This window comes from Reyranella humidisoli, assembly GCF_019039055.1.
GTDB lineage: Bacteria > Pseudomonadota > Alphaproteobacteria > Reyranellales > Reyranellaceae > Reyranella > Reyranella humidisoli.
Window position 1 is genome coordinate 44,380 of the sequence record NZ_JAHOPB010000004.1, and the last position, 19,483, is coordinate 63,862.

18 protein-coding genes are annotated in these 19,483 nt (G+C 66.5%); 6 read left to right on the top strand and 12 right to left on the bottom strand.

What is annotated here, in order from left to right; translation table 11 throughout:
• Positions 1-81: 81 nt before the first annotated feature.
• The 5 genes from KQ910_RS26010 to KQ910_RS26030 all read right to left on the bottom strand — a co-directional run bounded on the left by KQ910_RS26010 (position 82) and on the right by KQ910_RS26030 (position 4,470).
• Positions 82-465 (bottom strand): hypothetical protein, encoded by a 384-nt coding sequence (locus tag KQ910_RS26010; RefSeq protein ID WP_216966874.1) that lies wholly within the window; start codon positions 463-465, stop codon positions 82-84.
• 128 nt (positions 466-593) lie between these two features.
• Positions 594-1,760 carry an acyl-CoA dehydrogenase family protein gene (locus KQ910_RS26015; protein ID WP_216966876.1) on the bottom strand — a complete coding sequence of 389 codons (1,167 nt, stop codon included), beginning with the start codon at positions 1,758-1,760 and terminating at the stop codon, positions 594-596.
• 92 nt (positions 1,761-1,852) lie between these two features.
• Entirely contained in the window at positions 1,853-2,647 is a 795-nt protein-coding gene (gene pcaD, locus KQ910_RS26020; RefSeq protein WP_216966879.1) for a 3-oxoadipate enol-lactonase, read from the bottom strand.
• A 129-nt stretch (positions 2,648-2,776) separates the two neighbouring features.
• Positions 2,777-3,547 carry an SDR family oxidoreductase gene (locus KQ910_RS26025; protein WP_216966882.1) on the bottom strand — a complete coding sequence of 257 codons (771 nt, stop codon included), beginning with the start codon at positions 3,545-3,547 and terminating at the stop codon, positions 2,777-2,779.
• Entirely contained in the window at positions 3,544-4,470 is a 927-nt protein-coding gene (locus KQ910_RS26030; protein ID WP_216966885.1) for a DMT family transporter, read from the bottom strand. Before KQ910_RS26030 ends, KQ910_RS26025 begins: the two co-directional genes overlap by 4 nt.
• A gap of 178 nt (positions 4,471-4,648) precedes the next feature.
• Between KQ910_RS26030 and KQ910_RS26035 the strand changes: the two genes are divergently transcribed.
• Positions 4,649-6,586 (top strand): primary-amine oxidase, encoded by a 1,938-nt coding sequence (locus KQ910_RS26035; RefSeq protein ID WP_216966888.1) that lies wholly within the window; start codon positions 4,649-4,651, stop codon positions 6,584-6,586.
• A 71-nt stretch (positions 6,587-6,657) separates the two neighbouring features.
• Here the strand turns inward: KQ910_RS26035 and KQ910_RS26040 are convergent, their stop codons facing one another.
• The 4 genes from KQ910_RS26040 to KQ910_RS26055 are packed head-to-tail and all read right to left on the bottom strand — an operon-like array spanning position 6,658 to position 10,356.
• Positions 6,658-7,806, bottom strand: a complete 1,149-nt coding sequence (locus KQ910_RS26040) for an ABC transporter permease (protein WP_216966891.1) — start codon at positions 7,804-7,806, stop codon at positions 6,658-6,660.
• Positions 7,807-7,808: 2 nt separating this feature from the next.
• Positions 7,809-8,735, bottom strand: a complete 927-nt coding sequence (locus KQ910_RS26045) for an ABC transporter ATP-binding protein (protein ID WP_216966894.1) — start codon at positions 8,733-8,735, stop codon at positions 7,809-7,811.
• Positions 8,732-9,724, bottom strand: a complete 993-nt coding sequence (locus KQ910_RS26050) for an HlyD family secretion protein (RefSeq protein WP_216966895.1) — start codon at positions 9,722-9,724, stop codon at positions 8,732-8,734. The genes KQ910_RS26045 and KQ910_RS26050 overlap by 4 nt, the downstream gene beginning before the upstream one ends.
• Positions 9,721-10,356: a TetR/AcrR family transcriptional regulator gene (locus tag KQ910_RS26055; RefSeq protein WP_216966898.1), complete on the bottom strand. Its 636-nt coding sequence runs from the start codon at positions 10,354-10,356 to the stop codon at positions 9,721-9,723. The genes KQ910_RS26050 and KQ910_RS26055 overlap by 4 nt, the downstream gene beginning before the upstream one ends.
• Before the next feature lie 84 nt (positions 10,357-10,440).
• Between KQ910_RS26055 and KQ910_RS26060 the strand changes: the two genes are divergently transcribed.
• Positions 10,441-11,046, top strand: a complete 606-nt coding sequence (locus tag KQ910_RS26060) for a VOC family protein (RefSeq protein WP_216966901.1) — start codon at positions 10,441-10,443, stop codon at positions 11,044-11,046.
• 21 nt (positions 11,047-11,067) lie between these two features.
• On the opposite strand, the gene KQ910_RS27080 is transcribed toward KQ910_RS26060, so the two are convergent.
• Positions 11,068-11,436, bottom strand: a complete 369-nt coding sequence (locus tag KQ910_RS27080; protein ID WP_216966905.1) for a YidH family protein — start codon at positions 11,434-11,436, stop codon at positions 11,068-11,070.
• A gap of 202 nt (positions 11,437-11,638) precedes the next feature.
• Positions 11,639-12,862, bottom strand: coding sequence for an acyl-CoA dehydrogenase family protein (locus KQ910_RS26070; protein ID WP_216966908.1), 1,224 nt, complete (start codon positions 12,860-12,862; stop codon positions 11,639-11,641).
• 115 nt (positions 12,863-12,977) lie between these two features.
• Between KQ910_RS26070 and KQ910_RS26075 the strand changes: the two genes are divergently transcribed.
• Positions 12,978-14,069 (top strand): mandelate racemase/muconate lactonizing enzyme family protein, encoded by a 1,092-nt coding sequence (locus KQ910_RS26075; protein ID WP_216966911.1) that lies wholly within the window; start codon positions 12,978-12,980, stop codon positions 14,067-14,069.
• A gap of 54 nt (positions 14,070-14,123) precedes the next feature.
• Here KQ910_RS26075 and oxlT read toward each other — a convergent pair whose 3' ends face one another.
• On the bottom strand, positions 14,124-15,386 hold the full coding sequence (oxlT, locus tag KQ910_RS26080) for an oxalate/formate MFS antiporter (protein ID WP_216966914.1): 1,263 nt from the start codon (positions 15,384-15,386) through the stop codon (positions 14,124-14,126).
• Positions 15,387-15,464: 78 nt separating this feature from the next.
• On the opposite strand from oxlT, the gene KQ910_RS26085 reads away from it, so the two are divergent.
• The 3 genes from KQ910_RS26085 (at position 15,465) to KQ910_RS26095 (ending at position 19,439) form a co-directional block, all read left to right on the top strand.
• Positions 15,465-17,324, top strand: a complete 1,860-nt coding sequence (locus KQ910_RS26085) for an AMP-binding protein (protein WP_229601030.1) — start codon at positions 15,465-15,467, stop codon at positions 17,322-17,324.
• 76 nt (positions 17,325-17,400) lie between these two features.
• Positions 17,401-18,294 carry an SDR family NAD(P)-dependent oxidoreductase gene (locus tag KQ910_RS26090; RefSeq protein ID WP_216966917.1) on the top strand — a complete coding sequence of 298 codons (894 nt, stop codon included), beginning with the start codon at positions 17,401-17,403 and terminating at the stop codon, positions 18,292-18,294.
• Positions 18,291-19,439, top strand: coding sequence for a DSD1 family PLP-dependent enzyme (locus KQ910_RS26095; RefSeq protein ID WP_216966920.1), 1,149 nt, complete (start codon positions 18,291-18,293; stop codon positions 19,437-19,439). The genes KQ910_RS26090 and KQ910_RS26095 overlap by 4 nt, the downstream gene beginning before the upstream one ends.
• The last annotated feature ends 44 nt before the right edge of the window (positions 19,440-19,483 follow it).

Consider the following 19,483-nt stretch of genomic DNA (forward strand, 5'->3'; position numbering starts at 1 on the left):
GTACCGCAGTCGGAATGGCAGGCCGGTCCAGCACTGGTTTTGCTGGCCGGTCCGCTCTGCGATCACCAACTTGGTCAGTGACTACTGGGTCGCGATTTCCTTGTCGTACTGCGGCTCGTCGGTGAAGACGAGCAGGCGACGCGCGTGGGTTTCGCGATCCATGCAGGCCTTGTAGCCGGACGTTGCCGGCACCAACCCATAGTCGCGGCAGGCATCGCGAGCATCGGCCGTGACGCGGGCCATCGTGTGGGCGATCTCCGGCTTGCCCCATTCGAGGGCGCGTGTCGCCTGCGACAGGCAGTATTCGTAGCCCTCGGATGTCGGCTTGAGCCCCTGTTCACGGCAGATCCGCTCGGCGTGACTCTGAGCCGAAGCCGGCGGGATCGGTGGAGCAAAGGCTGCTATACCCGCAACGAGAAGGGCGCTGCCGAGCGCGAGGCCGGCGTTGAGCTGGTTGCGAGTCATGGACTGCTCCCGGGGAATGGGTTGCGATCAGATACCCAATAAACGTCCGGAATCGACCGGCGGTTGCCAATACAAACGATACAAACGTCCGGCGACCGCCCCGGTTTAGCCCCAATTCCCCGAAGCGATCAGTAGCTCTTCGGCAGTCCCAGCACCCGTTCGGCGACGTAGCAGAGGATGAGCTGCTCGCTCACCGGCGCGATGCGGGCGATCATGACCTCGCGCAGGAAGCGCTCGACGTGGAATTCCTTGGCGTAGCCGTAGCCGCCATGGGTCAGGATGGCGCGCTCGCAGGCGTCGTAGGCGTTGCGGGCGCCGAGATACTTGGCCGAATTGGCCTCCGCGCCGCATTCCTTGCCGTTGTCGTAGAGCCAGGCCGCCTTGAAGGTCAGCAGGTTGGACGCCTCGAGCTGCATCCAGCTCTCGGCCAGCGGATGCTGGATCGCCTGGTTCTTGCCGATCGGCCTGCCGAACACGACCCGCTCCTTGGCATATTGCGTGGCGCGCGCGAGGGCGGCCTTGCCGATGCCGATCGCTTCGGCGGCGATCAGGATGCGCTCGGGATTGAGGCCGTGCAGCAGGTAGTGGAAGCCCTTGCCCTCCTCGCCGATGCGATCCTCGAGCGGCACCTTCAGCCCGTCGATGAACACCTGGTTGGTGTCGATCGCCTTGCGGCCCATCTTCTCGATCTCGCGCACCTCGATCTTGCCGCGATCGAAGTCGGTGTAGAACAGCGACAGCCCGTCGGTCGGCCGCTTGCACTTCTCCTTGGGCGTGGTGCGGGCGATCAGCAGCATCTTGTCGGCGACCTGCGCCGTCGTGGTCCAGGTCTTCTTGCCGTGGACGACATAGCCGTTGCCGTCGCGCTCGGCCTTGGTCTCGAGCGCCGTGGTGTTGAGGCCGGCATCGGGTTCGGTGACGGCGAAGCAGCCCTTCACCTTGCCCTTGATGATGTCGGGCAGGATGCGCTTCTTCTGTTCCTCGGTGCCGAACACCACGATGGGGTTGGGTCCGAACACGTTGAGATGGATCGCCGAGGCGCCCTGCAGCGCCGCGCCCGATTCGGCGACCGCCTGCATCATGATCGAGGCCTCGGTGATGCCGAGGCCGGATCCGCCGTACTCCTCCGGCATGGCGATGCCCAGCCATCCGGCATCGGCCATCGTGCGGTAGAAATCCTCGGGGAAGCCGCCGTCCTTGTCCTTCTTCAGCCAGTATTTGTCGTCGAAGCCGGCGCAGAGCTTGGCGACGCTGTCCTTGATGGCGAGCTGGTCTTCGGAAAAGGCGAAATCCATTTCTAACTCCGTGTCGTCCCGGGCCAACGGCGAGGGGGCTTTATCGGTGACAGGTGAAGGATCCCTCGCTGCGCTCGGGATGACACCCGGGTTTATCTGTTCAGGCCGAGGAAGCTCATCATGAGGCGGTTGAACGGCTCGGGCCGCTCGACGTTGGGCAGGTGGCGTGCCTTGGCGATGTCCTCGTAGCGCGCGCCGGGGATCTTCGACGCGATCAGCCTGTTGCGATCCGGCGGCGTGGCGGGATCGTCGTCGCCGCAGATCACCAGGGTCGGGATCTTGATGGTCGGCAGCCGGTCGAGATAGTCGAAGTTCTGGATGGCCGCGGCGCAGCCCAGGAAGCCCGCGTCCGAGGTGCCGCAGATCGTCGAATGGATCTCCTTCCAGCGGGTCGGATTGGCGTCCTTGAACTCCGTCGTGAACCATCGCTCCATGTTGCCGTCGGCCAGCGCCTTGACGCCGTTCGCGCGGACCGCCGCCTTGCGCTGGTCCCACTGGCCCGCGGAATCGTCGGGCGAGGAGGGATGGGTGTCGCACAGCGTGAGCGAGTGCAGGCGCTCGGGGTAGGCGAGGGCAAAGCCCTGGCCGATCATGCCGCCGATCGACAGGCCGATGTAATGGACCTTCCAGATGCCCAGCACGTCGAGCGCACCTTTCACGTCGGCCGCCAGCTCGTCCATCGTGTAGTCGCCCTCGACCGGCTGGCTGCCACCATGACCGCGCATGTCGAGGCGCAGCACGCGATAGCCGGCGGCCAGCAACGGCACAAGCTGCTCGGTCCACATGCCGCCATCCGCGGCCAGCGAATGGGTGAAGCAGACCGCCGGCGCGTTCTGCGGCCCGGCGAGGTCGAAGTAGATCTTACGTCCGTCGAGATTGAGAAGCATTTTTGGCCCCAATGTCATCGCGGGCGGGGTAATCCCCGCCCTTAAGCGCAGCGAAGGATCTCACGCTGGCTGTAGGCGCTCCCTGACCGCAATGCGAGGTCCTTCGCTGCGCTCAGGACGACAGATGGTTCACATCGCCGAGATGCCACCGTCGATGATCACTTCCGAGCCGGTCATGAAGCTCGATTCGTCGGAAGCGAGGAAGACGATCGCCCAGCCCACTTCCTCGGGCCGGCCGAGGCGGCCGATCGGGACCTGCTTGCCCAGCTTCTGCTGCATCAGGTCCTGGCCGAAGCGGTCGCGATACTTGTCGAGGATCGGCGTGTCGATGAAGGTCGGGTGCACCGAGTTGCAGCGGATGTTGTAGCCGGACTTGGCGCAGTGCAGCGCCACCGACTTGGAGAGCAGGCGGACGCCGGCCTTGGCCGAGTTGTAGGCCGCCATGTTGGCGCCGGCGATGATGCCGGAGATCGAGGAGATGTTGATCACCGAGCCGCCGAGCTTCTGGGTGTGCTTCTTGATCTCCGCGACGCCGTGCTTGCAGCCCAGGAATACGCCGTCGAGGTCGATCGCGTGGACCTTGCGCCATTCCTCCAGCGTGATCTCCTCGACCGTCTTGCTGAGGCCGATGCCGGCGGAGTTCAGCAGCACATGGATGGCGCCGAACTTGGTCACGGTCTCGGCGATGGCGGACTTCCAGTTGTCCTCGCTGGTGACGTCGAGCTTCACGAAATGACCGGCCGAGCCCAGCCGATCGGCCACGGCCTTGCCGCGGTCGGCGGCGACGTCGGCGACGACGACCCTGGCGCCTTCCTTGGCCATCAGTTCTGCGGCATTGGCGCCGAGGCCCGAGGCGCCCCCGGTGATGAGCGCAACCTTGCCTGCCAGACGATCCGTCATGTCTTCTTTCCTCCCGCGGCGGCCCCCGCTTTTGCCTCGCGGTGGGCGATGTAGGTCGTGGAGGCCACGATGACGGCGGCGCCCACGAACGTCCAGATGTCGGAGGTCTTGCCCCAGACCGCCACGTCCATCAAGGCGGCCCAGACGATGCCGAGGAAGGTGATGGGTTGCAGGGCGGAAATGTCGAGCAGGCGATAGGCCCAGGTGATGAAGAAATAGCCCATCGTCCCGAAGAAGCCGGCCGACAGGAACAGCAGGAGCTGGTCCGCGGTCGGCGTCTGCCAGAACCAGATGCCGAGCGGCGTGAAGCAGATTGCGCCGACCACGCTCTGCCACAGCACGACGACCGCCGGCTTGTCGCGGCCCGACACGACCTTGGCCACGAGGTTGGAGCCCGCGATCAGCGGCACGGCGCAGAGCATGTAGATGATGCCGGGATTCACCGTGACGAGGCCCGGCCGGACGATGATCAGCATGCCGGCGAAACCGATGCCGACCGCCAGCCAGCGCCGCCAGTGCACGGTCTCGCGCAGGAAGATCACCGCGCCCACGGTGACGAAGATCGGCCCGGTGAAGCTCAGCGCCGCCATGGTGGCGAGCGGCAGCCAGACGACGGCCTCGTACCACAGCGCGTAGCCCGACGTGTGGAACAGGCCGCGGAAGCAGTGGAGTTTCAGGTCCTGCGTCTTCATGCCGGCGAGGCCGGCGCGCCACAGCAGGTAGGGCGCAATCAAGGCGATGCCGGCGGCCCAGCGGCCCCACGCGACGAACAGCGGCGGCATCTCGCCCGCCAGCTCCTTCACCGAGGCGTTCAGGAAGTTGAAGAAGATGCCGGAGACGACGGCGAGGAAGAACCCCCGCGCCGTGCGAGAGGGAATCCAGCGTGACAGCGTATCGGGCGAGTCGATAGCGGGGGCGGACATGCCGCGGCAGAGGAAGCCGATACGGGAAGCGGGTCAAGGTACTGCTTTCGCAGGTCAGCCCCTCGGCGCGGTAATTGCGGGGCAACATCGTCGTCTGTGGCGCCGCGGCCCAACTCGGAACGGGGCTGCTTGCGATCTGCGATCGTCAACGTGAGAATGCCGTCGAGAGGAAGAACACATGCCCGATGCCAACGCCGAGACCCTGACGCACGCGGCCCCCGGTCATCCGCTCGATCCACTGACCCCCCACGAGATACGCCAGGCGTCGGCGGCCGTGCGAGCGGCACACGATCTCGGGCCGGGCATGATGTTCGAAACGGTGAGTCTGCACGAGCCCGACAAGAGCGTCGTGACTGACTTCCGGGCGGGTGCTTCGTTTCCGCGCGAGGCGTTCGTCTGCGCTTTCGACCGCACCAACGGCAAGGTCTGGGAGGCCCGGGTGGACCTTGTCGCCGACAAGGTCGTCGACTGGCGGCACGTTCCCGGCGTTCGGCCGCGCATCCTGGTCGACGATATCACGCTGGTCGGAGAGGTCGCGCGGGCCGATCCCCGCTTCCGCGAGGCCCTGGCCCGGCGCGGCATTACCGACATCGAAAACGTGCAAGTCGACCCCTGGTCGGCCGGCAATTACGGGCTGCCGGACGAAGAGGGCCGGCGGCTCTCGCATACTTTCTGCTGGTACCGGAGCGAGAAGCACGACAACGGCTATGCCCATCCCATCGAAGGTCTGTGTGCCGTCGTCGATCTCGACCGTGCCGAGGTGCTGCGTGTCGACGACTACGGCGTGGCCGATCTCCCGAGGCTCGATCGCAACTATGCCGCCCGCTATCGAAGCGTCTTTCGCGATGACGTGAAGCCCCTGGAAATCGTCCAGCCGGCCGGCCCGAGCTTCGTCGTCGAAGGCAACGAGGTGCGCTGGCAGAAATGGCGCTTCCGCGTCGGCTTCAATGCCCGCGAAGGGCTGGTGCTGCATGCGATCGGCTACGAGGACGATGGACGGCTGCGGCCGGTGCTGCACCGGGCCGCGTTGTCCGAGATGGTCGTGCCCTACGGACACCCCCGCGGCGGGCATTTTCGCAAGAATGCCTTCGATGTCGGCGAGTACGGCATCGGCGTGCTCGCCAATTCCCTGACGCTGGGCTGCGATTGTCTCGGCGCCATCCGCTACTTCGACGCCTGGCTGGCCGACAGCAAGGGCGATCCCTACTGCATCGAGAGCGCGGTTTGCCTGCACGAGGAGGATTTCGGCATCCTGTGGAAGCATACCGACCTGTTCACGGGCGAGGTCGATGTGAGGCGCGCCCGCCGGCTGGTCGTGTCGTCGATCTCGACGATCGGCAACTACGAGTACGGCTCGTTCTGGTACTTTCACCAGGACGGCTCGATCCACTTCGAAATGAAGGCGACCGGCATCCTGAACACCGCCGGCCTGCGGCCCGGCGAAGCGCCGGACTATGGGACGATCGTGTCACCGGGCGTCTATGCCCACTACCATCAGCACGTGTTCAACATGCGCCTCGACATGGCGGTCGATGGCGAGCGCAACCGCGTCGTCGAGGTCGATACCGTGGCCTTGCCCATGGGTGCTGACAATCCGTACGGCAATGCCTTCACCACGCGCGAGACGGTCCTGGCAAGCGAGCAGGGCGCGCAGCGCAACGTCGACTTCAATGCCGCCCGCTTCTGGAAGATCGAGAGTGGGGAGGCCCGCAACCGGCTGGGCCAGCCCACGGCCTACAAGTTGCTGCCGTTGAGCCCGATCCCGACCTTCTCGCATCCCCAGTCGATGGTCTCCCGTCGCGCGGCCTTCATGACCCGGCAACTCTGGGTCACCGCCTACCATCCCGACGAGATCTACGCGGCCGGCCGCTACCCCAACCAGAGCAGCGGCGGCGACGGATTGCCGGCCTGGACGGCCTCGGACCGCCCGCTGGTCGATACCGATGTCGTGGTCTGGCACAGCTTCGGTCTGCACCATATCCCGCGCCCCGAGGATTTTCCGGTCCAGCCCGTGATCACCGCCGGTTTCGCCCTTCATCCCGCCGGATTCTTCACGGAGAATCCGGCTCTCGACGTACCGCCCTCCGCAAGCAGCATGAGTTGCTGCGTCGACTGACCCGTCCTCGATCCCGCTGAGACCGCTCCCGACGCCGCCAGCCCGTTCCGGCTGGTCGTCGATCGTTCGCCTTAGTCGAGCGTGACCTTGTAGCGGCTGACCGCGACGAGGGAGACAATCAGCAGCATGGCGAGCAGGGCGGCGAGTTCGGTGGCGATGTCGTCGAAGCCGGCGCCCTTCAGCATGACGCCACGCACCACGCGCATGAAATGCGTCGCGGGAAGGGTCTCGCCGATCCACTGCGCCCAGACCGGCATTCCGCGGAACGGGAACATGAAGCCCGACAGCAGGATGGAGGGCAGCATCATGAAGAACGAGGCCTGCATGGCCTGCAACTGGTTCTGCGTGAGCGTCGAGATGGTGAAGCCGATGGCGAGGTTCACGGTGATGAACAGAGCCGTACCGGTCGCCAGCAGCGGCACGCTGCCCTGGATCGCCACGTCGAACAGCACGCGCGCCACCAGCAGGATGACGGTGACCTGGACCGTGCCGATGGCGATGTAGGGCACGATCTTGCCGATCATGACCTCGATCGGCCGAACCGGCATGGCGAGCAGGTTCTCCATGGTGCCGCGCTCGCGTTCGCGGGTGACGGCGAGTGCCGTCATCATCACCATGGTCATGGTGAGGATCACCGCGAGCAGGCCCGGCACGATGTTGAGTCGCGACTTGCCTTCGGGATTGTAGCGGCGCTGCACCACGACCTCGACAGCGTCGGGCCGGTCGCGCAGGCCCGCCAGCGGACCCACGAAGTCGCGCTTCAGGGCCTGGGCGATGGACGGGCCGGCGGCGGCCAGCGGATTGGCCGCGGCCATCGGATCGGTCGCGTCGGCATCGATCAGGATCTGCGCCCGCTCACCGCGCACCAGTCGGCGCGTGAAATCCGACGGGATGGTGACGACGAACTGCACCTCGCCCTGCTGCAGCAGCGCGTTGGCCTCGTCCTCGCTCGTCAGATGATGCGTGAACCGCATGTAGCCGGTGTTGTTCAATGCCGAGAGCACGGTGCGTGTGATCTGGCTCTGGTCGGCCGCGATCACCGCTGTCGGCAGGCGATGCGGATCGGTGTCGATGGCATAGCCGAACAGCAGCAGTTGCACGATCGGCATGCCGAACATCATGGCAAAGGTCAGCCGGTCGCGGCGAAGCTGCAGCACCTCCTTCACGATGATGGCGCCGAGCCGCTTCAGGAAACCGCGCCGGACGGCGAACCAACGCATGGTCAGCCACCGGGCGCATTGTCCTGCGCCCGTCCCATAAGGTGAATGAAGATGTCTTCCAGCGTCGGCTCGGCTTCTTCCCAGGCGATGCCGGGATCGCCGCGCCAGGGCGCGATCGCCCGTTCGAGTGCCGCGCGGTCGGGGCCGCAGACATGGAGGGTCGTGCCGAAGGCGGCGGCGGCGCTGACGCCCGGCGCCTCCCGCAGCTTCGCGGCCAGCCGGTCGGCGCCGGCGCCGCTGGCGATGAACGCGGAGAGGCCGGACTGGCGGATGATGTCGTGGGCGGTGCCGCGTGCCATCAGCGCGCCATAGGCGATGTAGGCGATCTCGTGACAGCGCTCGGCTTCGTCCATGTAATGCGTCGAGACCAGCACGGTGATGCCGTCGGCGGCGTAGGCGTGGATCTCGTCCCAGAAGGCCCGGCGTGCCTTGGGATCGACGCCGGCGGTCGGCTCGTCGAGCAGCAGCAGCTTGGGCTCGTGCAGAACGCAGGCGGCGAGTGCCAGCCGCTGCTTCCAGCCGCCCGACAGGGAGCCCGCGAGCTGGCCCTGGCGCGTCGTGAGGGCGAGCCGCTCGAGCGACCGGTCGATCCGGTCCTTGAGACGGTCGAGGCCGTAGACGCGGGCGACGAATTCGAGGTTCTCTCGGATGGTGAGATCCTCGTACAGACCGAAGCGCTGCGTCATGTAGCCGGTCTGGCGCTTTATCTCCTCGCGGTCGCGCACGAGGTCGTAGCCGAGGCAGGTGCCGCCGCCGCCGTCGGGCGTCAGCAGGCCGCAGATCATGCGGAGGGTCGTCGTCTTGCCCGATCCGTTGGGCCCCAGGAAGCCGCAGATGCGGCCCCGTTCGAGGGAGAGGCTGAACCTGTCGACGACCGTGCGCGTGCCATAGCGCTTCACCAGGTCGTGGACGTCGATGGCGAGCGTCATGGGAGCGGCTCGACCGAGACCGGCAGGCCGGGCGGCAGCGGCGTGCTCGCATTCGTGGGCCGCGCTTCGACCAGGAAGACGAGCTTCGTCCGCGCGCTCTGCGAGTAGATCACCGGTGGCGTGTATTCGGCGCGCGGCGAGACGTAGATGATCGTCGCCCTGAGCCCGGCCGGGCAGGAATCGCAGGTGAAGGAGACTTCGCGGCCGGTCCGGGCGCGCGCCACCTCTTCCTCGGGCACGAAGAAGCGCAGCTTCACGCGGAAGTCTGGCAGCAGCGACACTACGGGCGAGCCCGCAGGCACCCATTCGCCGATATTGAAGAAGGTGTTCTCGACCAGCGCATCCTCGGGCGCGACCGGCATCAGGTCCTCGAGGCGCTTCTGCGCCTGCGCGAGGTTGGCCTGGTTCTGCTCGATCAGTGCGGCCGCGGCCGCGATCTCGCTCTGCCGCGCGGCGAGGTCGCCGACCCGCTCCTGCGCCTCGAGCGATGCCGCGCGCGAGCGCAGCTGGCGGACCTGCGAATCGGCCTGTTCGAAGGCCTGATGGGTCGAGATATTGCGCGCCACCAGTTCGGTCTGCCGCTTCAGCTCGGTCTCGGCCTGCACCAGCGCCGCCTCGATCTCGCGGCGCTGGGCGCGGATCACGTCCTGCTCCTCCTGTCGCTTGCCCGTGAGCATGTTCTGGTGACGCGCCTTGGCCTCGGCCAGCATCGCCTCGGCGCGGGCTACCTCGGCTCGCGCGGTGACGGGATCGATGACGAACAGGCGGTCGCCCTTCTTCACGCGCCCGCCGCGCTCGACGGGGCGTTCGATCAGCCGTCCGGCGATCGGCGGCGCGATCAGGCTGGTTTCGCCCTCGACATAGCCGAGATAGCGCCCGTCATCCGTGCCGATACCGACCATCAGCAGCAGACGGTCGCCCCAGACGACGTAGGAGACGAGCAGCGCGGCCACGAGGGCCACGACGACGACCAGCGGGGCGCGTTTCATGCGACGTCTCCCGCCGCGGGACGAAGGGCGTGCAGCATGAGGTCGGCGTGATGGCGGGCAAGGGCTTGCACATCGAGCTTGTCGGCGCCGATCGGCTCGAACACGGTGCGCCACAGGATGGCGAGCAGCATGGGGCTCATCATCGAGCGGACGGTCAGGAACGCATCGACCTTGCGGAACTCACCTTGCTCCATGCCGCGCTTGATCAGCCGCTCCATCAGCGGCAGGCCGCGGCCGATCACTTCCTTCAGGTAGAACTGGCCGATCTCGGGAAAGGCGCGCGATTCGGAGAGAACCAGCTTGGCGACAGCCGCCATGGGCGAATGCTCGATGCGGTCGGCCATGAATTCCAGGATGCGCGGCAGCAGCGGCGCGACCGGCCCGCGATGGTCCGCGAGCATGGCCTCCATCCGGCCGACATTGCTGGCGACGGCATGCTGCACCACGCCTTTGAACAGGGCGGTCTTGTCCTCGAAATAGAGATAGATCGCGGCCTTCGAGAGCCCGGCGCGCCGGGCGACATCGTCGAGGCGCGTGCCGGCGAAGCCCGTTTCCACGAACTGGGCGAGGGCCGCCTCGAGGATTTCCTGCGGCCGCTCGGCGGGCGCGCGGCGCTGCTTGGCGTTGCTCATATAAGTAACTTACCAGTCAGTAAGTTTATCCGCAAGGGCTCCCGGCGCCGCATAAGGAGGCCTAGACTGGGGCAGGAGGTCGCCATGGACACTGTGATCGAAACCGCGCGCCGCCGGACGCTCAGCGCCGAGCCCGCGACGCCCGTGCTGTTCGCCCACTTCGTGCTGCGTTCCTCGAACGTGCAGCCGATGATCGACTGGTACTCGGCGGTGCTGAACATGCGCATCGTCCAGCGCACCGACTACATCTGCTTCCTGACCTACGACGACGAGCATCATCGCCTGGGCATCGTGAACCTGGCGGGATTGAAGGCGCCGGATGACAAGACCTCGGGCCTGGCGCACGTGGCCTACACGCTGGCCGACATCGGCGCGCTGCTCTCGACCTGGCGCCGCGTGAAGGCGCTGGGAATCGAGCCGTCGCGCTGCATCCATCATGGGCCGACCGTGTCGATCTACTATCGCGACCCCGACGGAAACGGCGTGGAGCTGCAGGTCGACCGCTATCCCACGAAGGAGGCGACCGCGGCCTACTTCCAGACCGAGGCGTTCAGGAAGAATCCGATCGGCGTCGCCTTCGATCCCGAGGTTCTCGCGAAAGCGTACGAGGCCGGTGCGCCGGAGAGCGAATTGCTCGACATGCCCGACGGCCCGCCCGCCGCGCCGCAGTCGGCGCCTTCTCCTCGCTAGTCCGCCCGCGCGGCCACGCGCCTAGAACAGCCAGGTTAGGGCCGAGCCGCCGACCACGATGATCAGGATGGCGGTGCCGACCATTACCTTGTTGGCCGGCCGGTAGGTCTCGTCCTCGATGGTGCGGCCGACATGGAGATAGTGCCAGGTCGCGCCGACCAGCATGACGATGCCCAGGATCACCAGGCCGATGCCGAGCTTCTCGACATGGCGGTTGGCGAGGTGGCGCACCTCCGGCAGGACCTGGTGGATCTCCATCAGGAAGAGCGCGAAGCGGTTGATGGCGACGCCCAGCGTCATCACCGCGATCGCCGTCCGTATCCAGGCCAGGAACGTGCGTTCGTTGGCGAGATGCTCGGTGACGTGCGGGTTCTTCTTCGGAGTGTCCACGCTGTCTGTCTCCTGCGTCTGGCGTCGGCTTAAAGGTCCTTCGCTGCGCTCAGGATGACACCATTGCTGTGATTGACGCAGTGCGCCGATCCAAAAACCATTGTCATCCCGAGCGCAGCGAGGGACCTTTCGTCTTCGCATTGCCCAAAAGAAAAAGGCGCGATCCCGGGGGATCGCGCCTCGTTCCGTCCCGGTGAGGGACCTAGTTGTACTTGGCGATCTCGAGACGGCCAACCTGGTCGCGATGCACCTCGTCCGGACCGTCGGCCAGGCGCAGGGTGCGCTGGTGGGCGTACATGCTCGCGAGCTTGAACACCTGGCTGACGCCGCCGGCGCCATGCAGCTGCAAGCAGCGGTCGACGACCTTCGAGGTGATGTTCGGCACCGCCACCTTGATCATCGCGATCTGCTGGCGGGCTTCCTTGTTGCCGAACTTGTCCATCGCCCAGGCGGCCTTGAGGACCAGCAGGCGGGCCATGTCGATCTCCATGCGCATGTCGGCGACATGGGCCTTGGTCACGCCCATCTCGGAGATGCGCTGGCCGAAGGCGACGCGGCTCTTGGCGCGCTTGATCGCCATCTCGAGCGCGCGCTCGGCGACGCCGATCGCACGCATGCAGTGATGGATGCGACCCGGTCCGAGACGGCCCTGGGCGATCTCGAAGCCGCGGCCCTCGCCCAGCAGGATGGCCGACTTCGGCACGCGCACATTGTCGTACACCACCTCGGCATGGCCGTGCGGGGCGTCGTCATAGCCGAACACGTGCAGCATCTTCACGATCTTGATGCCGGGGGTGTCGCGCGGCACGACGATCATCGACTGCTGGCGGTAGGCCGGTGCGTTGGGATCGCTCTTGCCCATCAGGATGATGACCTTGCAGCGCGGGTCGCCCATGCCCGACGACCACCACTTGCGGCCGTTGATGACATAGTCGTTGCCGTCGGACTCGATGCGGCACTCGACGTTGCGCGCGTCGGATGAGGCAACGGCCGGCTCGGTCATGGCGAAGCAGGAGCGGATGTCGCCGTTCAGCAGCGGCTTCAGCCACTTCTCCTTGTGCTCCGCGGTGCCGTAGCGGGCGAACACTTCCATGTTGCCGGTGTCGGGCGCCGAGCAGTTGACCGCCTCGGAGGCGATCGACGAGCGGCCCAGCACTTCGCAGATCGGCGCGTATTCCAGGTTGCTGAGGCCCATCGTGCCGTGCGTGTCGCCGGTCTCGCGGTCGGCCGGCAGGAACATGTTCCACAGGCCGCGCTTCTTCGCCTCGGCCTTGCACTCCTCGATGATCGGCGGGAGCTGCCAGCGATCCTTGGCCTTCTCCATCTGCTCTTCGTAGATGGGCTCGGCCGGGTAGATGACCTCGTCCATGAATTTGTTGAGTTTCTCGAGCAGCGCCTTGCTGCGGTCCGAGTATTCGAAGTCCATCGCTCTCTCCCTTTGTGCTGCGGCGGACTCTGGCCGAAAATGGGTGCAATGTGAACGGGCATTCAGGTCGCAGACGGGTTTCGGATCGCGGTCTGTGGAGAGAGAACAAGACGCAATGAAGATCACAGGTTTCGAGGCACTGGCGCTCAAGGTCCCCGAAGATGACCCGCTGGCCAACATGCCGGAGGAGGCGGGCCGCACACGGCCTGCAGTGGCACTGCGCCTGCGCACCGACGACGGCATCGAGGGCATCGGCGTCACGCTCTATGGCGGCCGGATGAGCCGCAGCCTGCATGCCGCGGTCGAGGAACTCGCGGCGCTGACGGTGGGCGAGGATCCGATGCGGATCGAGCATATCGTCCAGAAGCTGCGCAAGGCAGCGGGCGACAGCGGCCCGGCCGGCATCTTCACGCTCGCCCTCTCGGCGATCGACACGGCGCTGTGGGACATCAAGGGCAAGGCGCTCGACCAGCCGCTGTGGAAGCTGCTGGGCGGCCACCGCGACCGCATCCCGACCTACGCGTCGGGCTCGCTGCGCCGCGGCCTGACCGACAAGCAGGCCCAGCAGGCGGCGCGCACCCTGCTGCAGAAGGGCTTCCGCGAGATGAAGACCCAGATGGCGCTGCCCGGCAATCCGACCCCGGCCGAAGAGGTGCGCCGCGTGCGGGTGGTGCGCGATGCGATCGGCCCGGACGTCAGGCTGATGTGCGACATCAACCAGCGCTGGCGGCCCGAGCAGGCGATCGACATCGGCTCGCGCATCGAGGACGTGGGCCTGTTCTGGCTCGAGGACGTGACGGCGGCCGACGATTACGCGGGCCTCGCACGGGTCACGGCGGCACTCAGGACGCCGGTCGCGGGCGGCGAATATGTCTGGGGCATCGTGCCCTTCCGTCACATGATAGAAGCGCGCTCGGTCGACATCGTCATGATCGACCTCGCGCGGGTGGGCGGCGTCACCCAGTGGATGAAGGTCGCGGCGATGGCCGAGGCGTTCAACTTGCCGGTAGTGAGCCACGTCATGCCCGAGATGCTGCTGCACATGGTGGCGGCATGCCCGAATGGGCTCACGGTCGAGTACATGCCGTGGATGCTGGCGCTCTACGAGGAGACGCCCGCCATCGAGAACGGCGAGTTGGTCCTGCCGCACAAGCCCGGCCTCGGTTTGAAGTTCGACGAGAAGGCGCTGGCGAGCTTCAAGGCCTGATCGCTTTTCATATTCCTCTCCCCCTGTCGGGGAGAGGCGTCTGAAAGAGCACGATCAATGAACGGTTTTCGGCAGCCTGAGCGGCTTCAGCGCGGCGAGGGCCAGGAAGGCGGCGAGGAAGTTGAACAGCGCCGCCGCCAGGAACACGTCGCGCCAGCTCCCCGTCTCGGCCACGTAGAAGCTCGCGAGCGGGATCAGCAGCGAGGCGGTGCCCTTGGCGGTGTAGAGAAGCGCGGCGTTCGTCGTCGCGTACTTCATGCCGAACGTGTCGGTGCAGATCGCCGGGAACAGGCTCGCGGTCTCGCCCCAGGCGAAGAAGGCGATGCCGCCCAGCACCACGAACAGCAGGGGATCCTGACCGTACACCCATAGCGCCCAGATACCGGCGCCCTCCAGCAGGAAGGCGATGAATAGCGTGTTCTCGCGGCCGATACGGTCGGAAATCCAGCCGCACAGGGGCCGCGTCACGCCGTTCATCACGCGGTCGAGCGTCAGCGCGAAGGTGAGGGCGGGCAAGGTGAGCCCGAGCAGGCTCACCGGCACGTCGGCGACCTTGAAGTCGCGCGCGATCGGCGCGATCTGGGCCGTCGCCATGAGCCCGCCCGAATAGACCAGGATGAACATGAGGTAGAGCAGCCAGAAGATGCGGGAGCGCAGCATCTCGAGCGGGCCGACGTCGCGGGCCGCCTGGGGCAGGTGCGCGGGTGCAGGCGTTGCTGCGGCGACGATCTCGGGCGGCGCGCGCAGCAGCCAGGCCGTCACCATCACGACCAGTCCCTGTGCCAGTCCGAACCAGAGGAAAGCGGCCTCGTAGCCGCGCGTGGCGATCACCTCCTGGATCGGGATGATGCTGAGCGCCGAGCCCGCGCCGAACCCGGCCACGGTGATGCCGACGGCCAGGCCGCGGCGGTCAGGGAACCAGCGGACGGCGTTGCCCACGCAGGTGCCATAGACCGCGCCCGCGCCGATGCCGCCCAGCGCCGCGCCGAGATAGAGCAGAAGCAGCGAATCGGCCACGGAGTTCAGCATCCAGGCCGCGCCCACCAGGACGCCGCCGCCGAACACGATCAGTTTCGGGCCGTAGCGATCCACGAACCACCCTTCGAACGGCACCAGCCAGGTCTCGGCGATCACGAAGATCGCAAAGGCGGTCTGGATGCTGCCGAGGCTCCAGCCGTGCTTCTCGTGAAGCGGATGGACGAACAGCGTCCAGCCATATTGCAGGTTGGCGACCGCGATCATGCAGAGCAGGCCGGCGCAGAGTTGCAGCCAGCGGTATGCAGGCGGTGCTGGCACCGACGAATTGCTGCGCGACACTCTCGAAACGCTCCCTTGCCCCGCGATGGTTCCCGTCCCTAAATCGTCGCGACAGGACAAGCGTCGGGGAGAACGTCGTTGGACAGTGTACTGCAGGTTCCGTTCAAGCCCATCGAATTCCTGAGCCGGGACATCAAGGTCGAGCGGCGTCCCGACGGCACGGTGGTGCTGCAGTCGAACCACCTTCTGGCGCCCTATGCCCCCCACATCCCCGCGCTGCTGGCCAAGTGGGCGGCCGAGGTGCCCGACCGGCTTTGGCTGGCGCAGCGCCGTGGACCGGCGCGCGACTGGCTGAAGGTCAGCTATGGCGAGGCCAAGAGGCAGGTCGATTCGGTGACGCAGGCGCTGCTCGACCGCGGCTTCGGGCCCGACCGGCCGGTCATGATCCTGTCGTCGAATTCCATCGAATTCGCGCTGCTCACCATGGCCGCCATGCAGGCGCGCGCGCCGGTCGCGCCGGTGTCGCCGGCCTATTCGGTGATGAGCCAGGACCACGCCAAGCTGAAGTACGTCTTCGACCTCGTGAAGCCCGGCCTGGTCTTCGTGCAGAACGGCGAGATCTATGCGCGTGCGCTGGCGGCGCTGAACCTGGAAGGCGTGCTGCTGGTCCATGTGGAGAAGCCGGCACCAGGCTTCCAGTCGCTTGCCTGGTCGGAGCTGGTGGCCACGAAGGCGACGGATGCGGTCGCGAAGTCGATCGCGGCGATCGGGCCGAAGACCGTTGGAAAATTTCTGTTCACCTCGGGCAGCACCGGCATGCCCAAGGCCGTCATCAACACGCAGGAAATGATGTGTGCCAACGTCGCCATGATGAGCATGGCGCGAGTGCGCAAGGCGGAAGATGCCGCGCCGGTCATGCTCGACTGGCTGCCGTGGAACCACACGATGGGCGGCAACGCGACCTTCCAGGGCAACCTGAACGAGGGCGGCACGACCTGGATCGACGACGGCAAGCCGCTGCCCGGCCTGTTCGAGGAGACGCTGCGGAACCTGCGCGAGGTCTCGCCGACCTCGTTCTCCAACGTGCCCGCGGGCTACGCGATGCTCGCCACCGCGCTGGAGAAGGACGAGAGTCTCGCCAAACGCTTCTTCAGGAACATCAACGTACTCTCCTACGGCGGCGCGACACTGCCGGGCGATCTCTACGATCGCATGGAGGTGCTGGCGGTGAAGCACACCGGCTATCGTATTCCCTTCGTCACTGGCTGGGGCTCGACCGAGACCGCGCCGACGGCGACCAGCGTGCACTGGGCCTCCGATCGCGTCGGCCTCATCGGCCTTCCGTACCCGGGCGTGCAGCTCAAGATGGTGCCAACCGGCGAGGAGGGCCGCTACGAGCTGCGGCTGAAGAGCGTGATCGTGACCCCGGGTTACTACAAGCAGCCCAACCTCACGGCGCAGATGTTCGACGAGGAGGGCTTCTACAGGATCGGCGACGCCGGCCGCTTCGTCGATCCGAACGATCCGCAGCAGGGGCTGATCTTCGACGGCCGCGTCGTCGAGGATTTCAAGCTGACCAGCGGTACCTTCGTTCTGGTCGGCACGCTGCGCACGACGGCCATCGCCGCCGCCACGCCGGTGTTGCAAGACGCGGTTGTCTGCGGCCAGGACCGTGAGTATGTCGGCCTGCTCGGTTTCCCCAATGTCGCCGCCTGCCGACAGCTTGCCAACGACAGCGGCGCGCAACTCCCGCTCGCCGAACTGCTGGCCCATCCCGCCGTGGTCGATACCGTGAAGAACGGCCTTGCCCGGATGAACGCCGAGGGCCGCGGCTCCTCGATGCGCGTGAAGCGCGTGCTGCTGATGACCGAGCCGCCACAGGTCGACGGCCAGGAAATCACCGACAAGGGCTACATCAACCAGCGCGCCACGCTGGAGCGTCGCAAGGCGCTGGTCGAGAAGCTCTATGCCGGCGGAGAGGGCGTGATCGAGATCTGAGAAGATTCGATATTCCTTGTCATCCTGAGCGAAGCGAAGGACCTTTGGCGCGCACGGTGTGGAGAACGAGATCGGCATGAATCGACTGGCAGGCAAGGTGGCCATCGTCACGGGGGGCGCGAGCGGCATGGGCCGCGCGACCGTTATGCGTTTCCTGGCCGAGGGCGCGAAGGTGATCGTGGCCGACCTCAACGAGGCCAATGGTGCGGAGACGCTGGCGGTCGCGAAGGCGCAGGGTCATGGCGACAGTGTCGGCTTCGTGCGCTGCGACGTGGCGAAGGAAAGCGACGTCGCCGCGATGGTCGCCGAGGCTAAAAGTCGTTTCGGCCGGCTCGACATCGCCTACCTCAATGCCGGCGTCGGCGGCGCCTTCGGGCCGATCGCCGAGACCAGCGTCGAAGACTGGGACTATACCTTCGCGGTGCTGACGCGCTCGGTGTTCCTCGGGATGAAGCACGCCTCGCAGGCGATGAAGGAACACGGCGCCAATGGAGAAAAGAGGGGTGGCGTGATCCTCGTCACCGCCTCGATCGCCGGCATGGTGGGCGGCGGCGGCAGCCATGCCTATTCGGCGGCGAAGGCCGCCTGCATCAGCCTGATCGAGAACGTCGCCACGGAGCTCGGCCCCGATCGCATCCGCGTGGTCGGCATCGCGCCGGGCGTCATCTCGACGCCCTTGGTCCATCGCGGCCGGCCCGACAAGTACGAGAAGCAGTTCGGCCAGCAGCCCTGGCCCGACCGCGGCGAGCCCGGGCACATTGCCGACGTGGCGACTTTCCTCGCGTCCGACGAGGCGCGTTTCATCACCGGCGAGACGGTGAAGGTGGATGGCGGCCTGCTGGCCCAGGGCGTCGCGCTCTGGGGCACCGGCAGCGACAACACCTTCATGAAGAGCGCCGGCGTCAACCGCGGCACGACCGGCGAAGCCATGGTCGTCCGCACCTTGCCATCTGGAGATCAGAAGAAATGACCAGCGAAGCACAGCGCCTGCACGGGCACCTCATCGGACAGCAGGGATCGCGCGGGTCGCTCAACACGCCGGCCCTCGTGCTCGATCTCGACATGCTGGATCGCAACATCGCGGAGATGGCGAACTTCGCGAAGGCGCATAACGTGAAGCTGCGGCCGCATTCCAAGACGCACAAGTCGGCCGACATCGCCAGGCGCCAGATGGCGGCCGGCGCGCTCGGCGTCTGCTGCGCCAAGCTGGGCGAAGCCGAGGCGCTGGGCGAAGAGGGCGTGCAGAGCCTGCACATCACCTCGCCGGTGGTGACGCCGCAGGCGATCCAGCGGTTGGTCGAGCTGAACGCGAAGGTCTCCGACCTGATGCTGGTGGTCGACCATCCCGACAACGCCGAGGCGCTGGCCGCCGCGGCGGCAAAGGCCGGCAAGCCGCTCACCGTGATCATCGACATCGATCCGGGCATCCACCGCACCGGCACCGCTTCGCCCGAGGCCACGGTCGCGCTGGTGCAGAAGATCGCCAACTATCGCTCGCTCACCTATGCCGGTGTCCAGTTCTACTGCGGCCGTCACCAGCACATCGTCGACTTCAAGCAGCGCACCGCCGAGATCAAGGAGCGCACGGAGTACCTGCAGGGCATCCTGGCGAAGCTGGAAGAAGCGGGGCTGAAGCCCGGCATCGTCACCGGCTCAGGCACCGGCACGCACTACATCGACGCCAAGCTCGGCGTCTTCACCGAGTTGCAGGTCGGCTCCTACGTCTTCATGGACCACGACTACAACGTCTGCGACCTGCGCGGCCTCGACAAGCCGACCTTCGAGCAGGCGCTGCAGATCGACGCTCGTGTCGTCAGCGCCAACAAGCCGGGAATGGTGACGGTCGATGCCGGCCTGAAGGCGATGGCCACCGAGAAGGGCCCGCCGATGATCCTGAAGGGCGCCGTTGACGGCTCGACGACGCGCTTCATGGGCGACGAGCATCTCGCGGTGATCGCGCCGGAGGGCGGCGAGGCGCCCAAGCTGGGCGACCAGGTGGTGCTCTTCCCGCCGCACTGCGACCCGACCGTGAACCTCTACGAGAGCTTTCACGTGGTGAAGGGCGACACGCTGGTCGAGATCTGGCCGGTCACGGCGCGCGGTCGGTCGCGCTGACGTTCATGCTCCTCTCCCCCGATAGGGGGAGAGGCTGGGTGAGG